General features: G+C 52.1%; 2 tRNA genes and 3 rRNA genes. All 5 read right to left on the reverse strand.

Annotation, left to right across the window (positions count from 1 at the left end):
- Window positions 1–26 precede the first annotated feature (26 nt).
- The 5 genes from rrf to JQX08_RS22165 all read right to left on the reverse strand — a co-directional run bounded on the left by rrf (window position 27) and on the right by JQX08_RS22165 (window position 5,243).
- A 5S ribosomal RNA gene (gene rrf, locus JQX08_RS22145) occupies window positions 27–142 on the reverse strand.
- Between the two features lie 148 nt (window positions 143–290).
- Window positions 291–3,180 (reverse strand): 23S ribosomal RNA (locus JQX08_RS22150).
- 247 nt (window positions 3,181–3,427) lie between these two features.
- Window positions 3,428–3,503, reverse strand: a tRNA-Ala gene (locus tag JQX08_RS22155).
- A 33-nt stretch (window positions 3,504–3,536) separates the two neighbouring features.
- Window positions 3,537–3,613 (reverse strand) — tRNA-Ile (locus JQX08_RS22160).
- Between the two features lie 93 nt (window positions 3,614–3,706).
- Window positions 3,707–5,243, reverse strand: a 16S ribosomal RNA gene (locus JQX08_RS22165).
- Together the 16S, 23S and 5S rRNA genes with 2 tRNA genes alongside form the textbook arrangement of a ribosomal RNA operon.
- Window positions 5,244–5,472 lie beyond the last annotated feature (229 nt).

Below are 5,472 nucleotides of genomic sequence, written 5' to 3' on the forward strand. Positions count from 1 at the left end.
ACGCAGATCGGGGGTTCGGTATAGGTGCTTGACGATGACCTACTCTCACATGGGGAGACCCCACACTACCATCGGCGATGAGTCGTTTCACTACTGAGTTCGGGAAGGGATCAGGTGGTTCCAACTCTCTATGGTCGTCAAGCAATTGGGTTGGGGCATCGCGGTTAAGCGCCACCCCGAATGGGTTTGTGATAGTGCCTTGCGGCGGGTAGTGCGAGTTCTGTCGAACTTTCGGTTTTGTCGACTTCACCATCGCACCCTCTGGCTGAGCCAGATTGTTTGGGTGTTATATGGTCAAGCCTCACGGGCAATTAGTATTGGTTAGCTCAACGCCTCACAGCGCTTACACACCCAACCTATCAACGTCGTAGTCTTCGACGGCCCTTTAGGGAGCTCAAGGCTCCAGTGAGATCTCATCTTGAGGCAAGTTTCCCGCTTAGATGCTTTCAGCGGTTATCTTTTCCGAACATAGCTACCCGGCAATGCCACTGGCGTGACAACCGGAACACCAGAGGTTCGTCCAACCCGGTCCTCTCGTACTAAGGTCAGCCCCTCTCAAATCTCAAACGTCCACGGCAGATAGGGACCGAACTGTCTCACGACGTTCTAAACCCAGCTCGCGTACCACTTTAAATGGCGAACAGCCATACCCTTGGGACCGGCTTCAGCCCCAGGATGTGATGAGCCGACATCGAGGTGCCAAACACCGCCGTCGATATGAACTCTTGGGCGGTATCAGCCTGTTATCCCCGGAGTACCTTTTATCCGTTGAGCGATGGCCCTTCCATACAGAACCACCGGATCACTAAGACCTACTTTCGTACCTGCTCGACGTGTCTGTCTCGCAGTCAAGCGCGCTTTTGCCTTTATACTCTACGACCGATTTCCGACCGGTCTGAGCGCACCTTCGTACTCCTCCGTTACTCTTTGGGAGGAGACCGCCCCAGTCAAACTGCCCACCATACACTGTCCTCGATCCGGATAACGGACCAGAGTTAGAACCTCAAGCATGCCAGGGTGGTATTTCAAGGATGGCTCCACGCGAACTGGCGTCCACGCTTCAAAGCCTCCCACCTATCCTACACAAGCAGGCTCAAAGTCCAGTGCAAAGCTACAGTAAAGGTTCACGGGGTCTTTCCGTCTAGCCGCGGATACACTGCATCTTCACAGCGATTTCAATTTCACTGAGTCTCGGGTGGAGACAGCGCCGCCATCGTTACGCCATTCGTGCAGGTCGGAACTTACCCGACAAGGAATTTCGCTACCTTAGGACCGTTATAGTTACGGCCGCCGTTTACCGGGGCTTCGATCAAGAGCTTCGCTTGCGCTAACCCCATCAATTAACCTTCCGGCACCGGGCAGGCGTCACACCCTATACGTCCACTTTCGTGTTTGCAGAGTGCTGTGTTTTTAATAAACAGTCGCAGCGGCCTGGTATCTTCGACCGGCATGAGCTTACGCAGTAAATGCTTCACCCTCACCGGCGCACCTTCTCCCGAAGTTACGGTGCCATTTTGCCTAGTTCCTTCACCCGAGTTCTCTCAAGCGCCTTGGTATTCTCTACCCGACCACCTGTGTCGGTTTGGGGTACGGTTCCTAGTTACCTGAAGCTTAGAAGCTTTTCTTGGAAGCATGGCATCAACCACTTCGCGTCCTAAAGGACACTCGTCATCAGTTCTCGACCTTAAGTGCCCGGATTTACCTAAGCACTCAGCCTACAACCTTAAACTTGGACAACCAACGCCAAGCTGGCCTAGCCTTCTCCGTCCCTCCATCGCAGTAACTAGAAGTACAGGAATATTAACCTGTTTCCCATCGACTACGCTTTTCAGCCTCGCCTTAGGAACCGACTAACCCTGCGTCGATTAACGTTGCGCAGGAAACCTTGGTCTTTCGGCGTGGGTGTTTTTCACACCCATTGTCGTTACTCATGTCAGCATTCGCACTTCTGATACCTCCAGCAAGCTTCTCAACTCACCTTCACAGGCTTACAGAACGCTCCTCTACCGCTCATCCTAAGATGAACCCGTAGCTTCGGTGTATGGTTTGAGCCCCGTTACATCTTCCGCGCAGGCCGACTCGACTAGTGAGCTATTACGCTTTCTTTAAAGGGTGGCTGCTTCTAAGCCAACCTCCTAGCTGTCTAAGCCTTCCCACATCGTTTCCCACTTAACCATAACTTTGGGACCTTAGCTGACGGTCTGGGTTGTTTCCCTTTTCACGACGGACGTTAGCACCCGCCGTGTGTCTCCCACGCTGACACTTCCAGGTATTCGGAGTTTGCATCGGTTTGGTAAGTCGGGATGACCCCCTAGCCGAAACAGTGCTCTACCCCCTGGAGTGATACGTGAGGCGCTACCTAAATAGCTTTCGAGGAGAACCAGCTATCTCCGAGCTTGATTAGCCTTTCACTCCGATCCACAAGTCATCCCCTACCTTTTCAACGGGAGTGGGTTCGGTCCTCCAGTCAGTGTTACCTAACCTTCAACCTGCTCATGGATAGATCGCCCGGTTTCGGGTCTATACCCAGCGACTAAACGCCCTATTAAGACTCGCTTTCGCTACGCCTCCCCTAAACGGTTAAGCTCGCCACTGAATATAAGTCGCTGACCCATTATACAAAAGGTACGCAGTCACCTAACAAAGTAGGCTCCCACTGCTTGTACGCATACGGTTTCAGGTTCTATTTCACTCCCCTCTCCGGGGTTCTTTTCGCCTTTCCCTCACGGTACTGGTTCACTATCGGTCAGTCAGTAGTATTTAGCCTTGGAGGATGGTCCCCCCATGTTCAGACAAAGTTTCTCGTGCTCCGTCCTACTCGATTTCACTTCAAAGAACCTTTCATATACGGGGCTATCACCCACTATGGCCGCACTTTCCAGAGCGTTCTATTAGATTCAAAGAAGCTTAAGGGCTAATCCCCGTTCGCTCGCCACTACTAAGGGAATCTCGGTTGATTTCTTTTCCTCAGGGTACTTAGATGTTTCAGTTCCCCTGGTTCGCCTCACACACCTATGTATTCAGTGTGTGATAACCAGCTTATGCTGGCTGGGTTCCCCCATTCAGAGATCTCCGGATCAAAGTCTGTTTGCCGACTCCCCGAAGCTTTTCGCAGGCTACCACGTCTTTCATCGCCTCTGACTGCCAAGGCATCCACCGTATGCGCTTCTTCACTTGACCATATAACCCCAAGCAATCTGCTTCTCAGCAATACTTGACGCTCGATCGTGAAGACGACATTCGCCGAAAATTCGCGCTTGAACTCGCAAATTTTACCTTGACTTGATTAATCACCAGTGAAAGAGATTAATCAGTCTACTTCTATCACAAACCCAAATTTTTAAAGAACAGTTCTGGCGCAAAGACCAGAATTCAATGCTTAACCTTAAGCATTCAATTCTGAGCTTTTCAGCGATTGTCGAGTGAATGGTGGAGCCAAGGAGGATCGAACTCCTGACCTCCTGCGTGCAAAGCAGGCGCTCTCCCAGCTGAGCTATGGCCCCATCTATACGGACTTGGCCACGTCCCTTGACAATTGGTGGGTCTGGGCAGATTCGAACTGCCGACCTCACCCTTATCAGGGGTGCGCTCTAACCAACTGAGCTACAGACCCAATCGTCTTACTCTCGGGTCTAAACCCAATCGCCTTTCGCTAGTGAATCAAGCAATTCGTGTGGGAGCTTATGAGAAAGCTGATGTCGTCGATTAAGGAGGTGATCCAGCCGCAGGTTCCCCTACGGCTACCTTGTTACGACTTCACCCCAGTCATGAATCACTCCGTGGTAACCGTCCCCCTTGCGGTTAGACTAGCTACTTCTGGAGCAACCCACTCCCATGGTGTGACGGGCGGTGTGTACAAGGCCCGGGAACGTATTCACCGTGACATTCTGATTCACGATTACTAGCGATTCCGACTTCACGCAGTCGAGTTGCAGACTGCGATCCGGACTACGATCGGTTTTGTGGGATTAGCTCCACCTCGCGGCTTGGCAACCCTCTGTACCGACCATTGTAGCACGTGTGTAGCCCTGGCCGTAAGGGCCATGATGACTTGACGTCATCCCCACCTTCCTCCGGTTTGTCACCGGCAGTCTCCTTAGAGTGCCCACCATAACGTGCTGGTAACTAAGGACAAGGGTTGCGCTCGTTACGGGACTTAACCCAACATCTCACGACACGAGCTGACGACAGCCATGCAGCACCTGTGTCTGAGTTCCCGAAGGCACCAATCCATCTCTGGAAAGTTCTCAGCATGTCAAGGCCAGGTAAGGTTCTTCGCGTTGCTTCGAATTAAACCACATGCTCCACCGCTTGTGCGGGCCCCCGTCAATTCATTTGAGTTTTAACCTTGCGGCCGTACTCCCCAGGCGGTCGACTTAATGCGTTAGCTGCGCCACTAAAATCTCAAGGATTCCAACGGCTAGTCGACATCGTTTACGGCGTGGACTACCAGGGTATCTAATCCTGTTTGCTCCCCACGCTTTCGCACCTCAGTGTCAGTATCAGTCCAGGTGGTCGCCTTCGCCACTGGTGTTCCTTCCTATATCTACGCATTTCACCGCTACACAGGAAATTCCACCACCCTCTACCGTACTCTAGTCATGCAGTTATGGATGCAGTTCCCAGGTTGAGCCCGGGGATTTCACATCCATCTTACAAAACCACCTACGCGCGCTTTACGCCCAGTAATTCCGATTAACGCTTGCACCCTTCGTATTACCGCGGCTGCTGGCACGAAGTTAGCCGGTGCTTATTCTGTCGGTAACGTCAAAACAGTCAGGTATTAACTAACTGCCCTTCCTCCCAACTTAAAGTGCTTTACAATCCGAAGACCTTCTTCACACACGCGGCATGGCTGGATCAGGCTTTCGCCCATTGTCCAATATTCCCCACTGCTGCCTCCCGTAGGAGTCTGGACCGTGTCTCAGTTCCAGTGTGACTGATCATCCTCTCAGACCAGTTACGGATCGTCGCCTTGGTGGGCCTTTACCCCACCAACTAGCTAATCCGACCTAGGCTCATCTGTTAGCGTGAGGTCCGAAGATCCCCCACTTTCTCCCGTAGGACGTATGCGGTATTAGCGTCCGTTTCCGAACGTTATCCCCCACTAACAGGCAGATTCCTAGGCATTACTCACCCGTCCGCCGCTCGCCGGCATCCCGAAGGACCCGCTGCCGCTCGACTTGCATGTGTTAGGCCTGCCGCCAGCGTTCAATCTGAGCCATGATCAAACTCTTCAGTTCAATACTGATTGGGTTTTGTGAAAACCCTAAACTTGGCTCAGCAATCGCAAATAAACTCTCGAATTCACGAGTGTTACTTGTGATGCTGATAATCATTTGACTACCAGTCTTACCTCACAAGCACCCACACGAATTGCTTGATTCAGTTGTTAAAGAGCGTTCGGTGAGTCTTTCGCCTCAACCAAGGCCGCGCATTCTACAGCAGCCTTTCGTTCCGTCAAGCGTTTTT

Source organism: Zestomonas insulae (genome assembly GCF_016901015.1).
GTDB classification, from domain to species: Bacteria; Pseudomonadota; Gammaproteobacteria; order Pseudomonadales; family Pseudomonadaceae; genus Aquipseudomonas; species Aquipseudomonas insulae.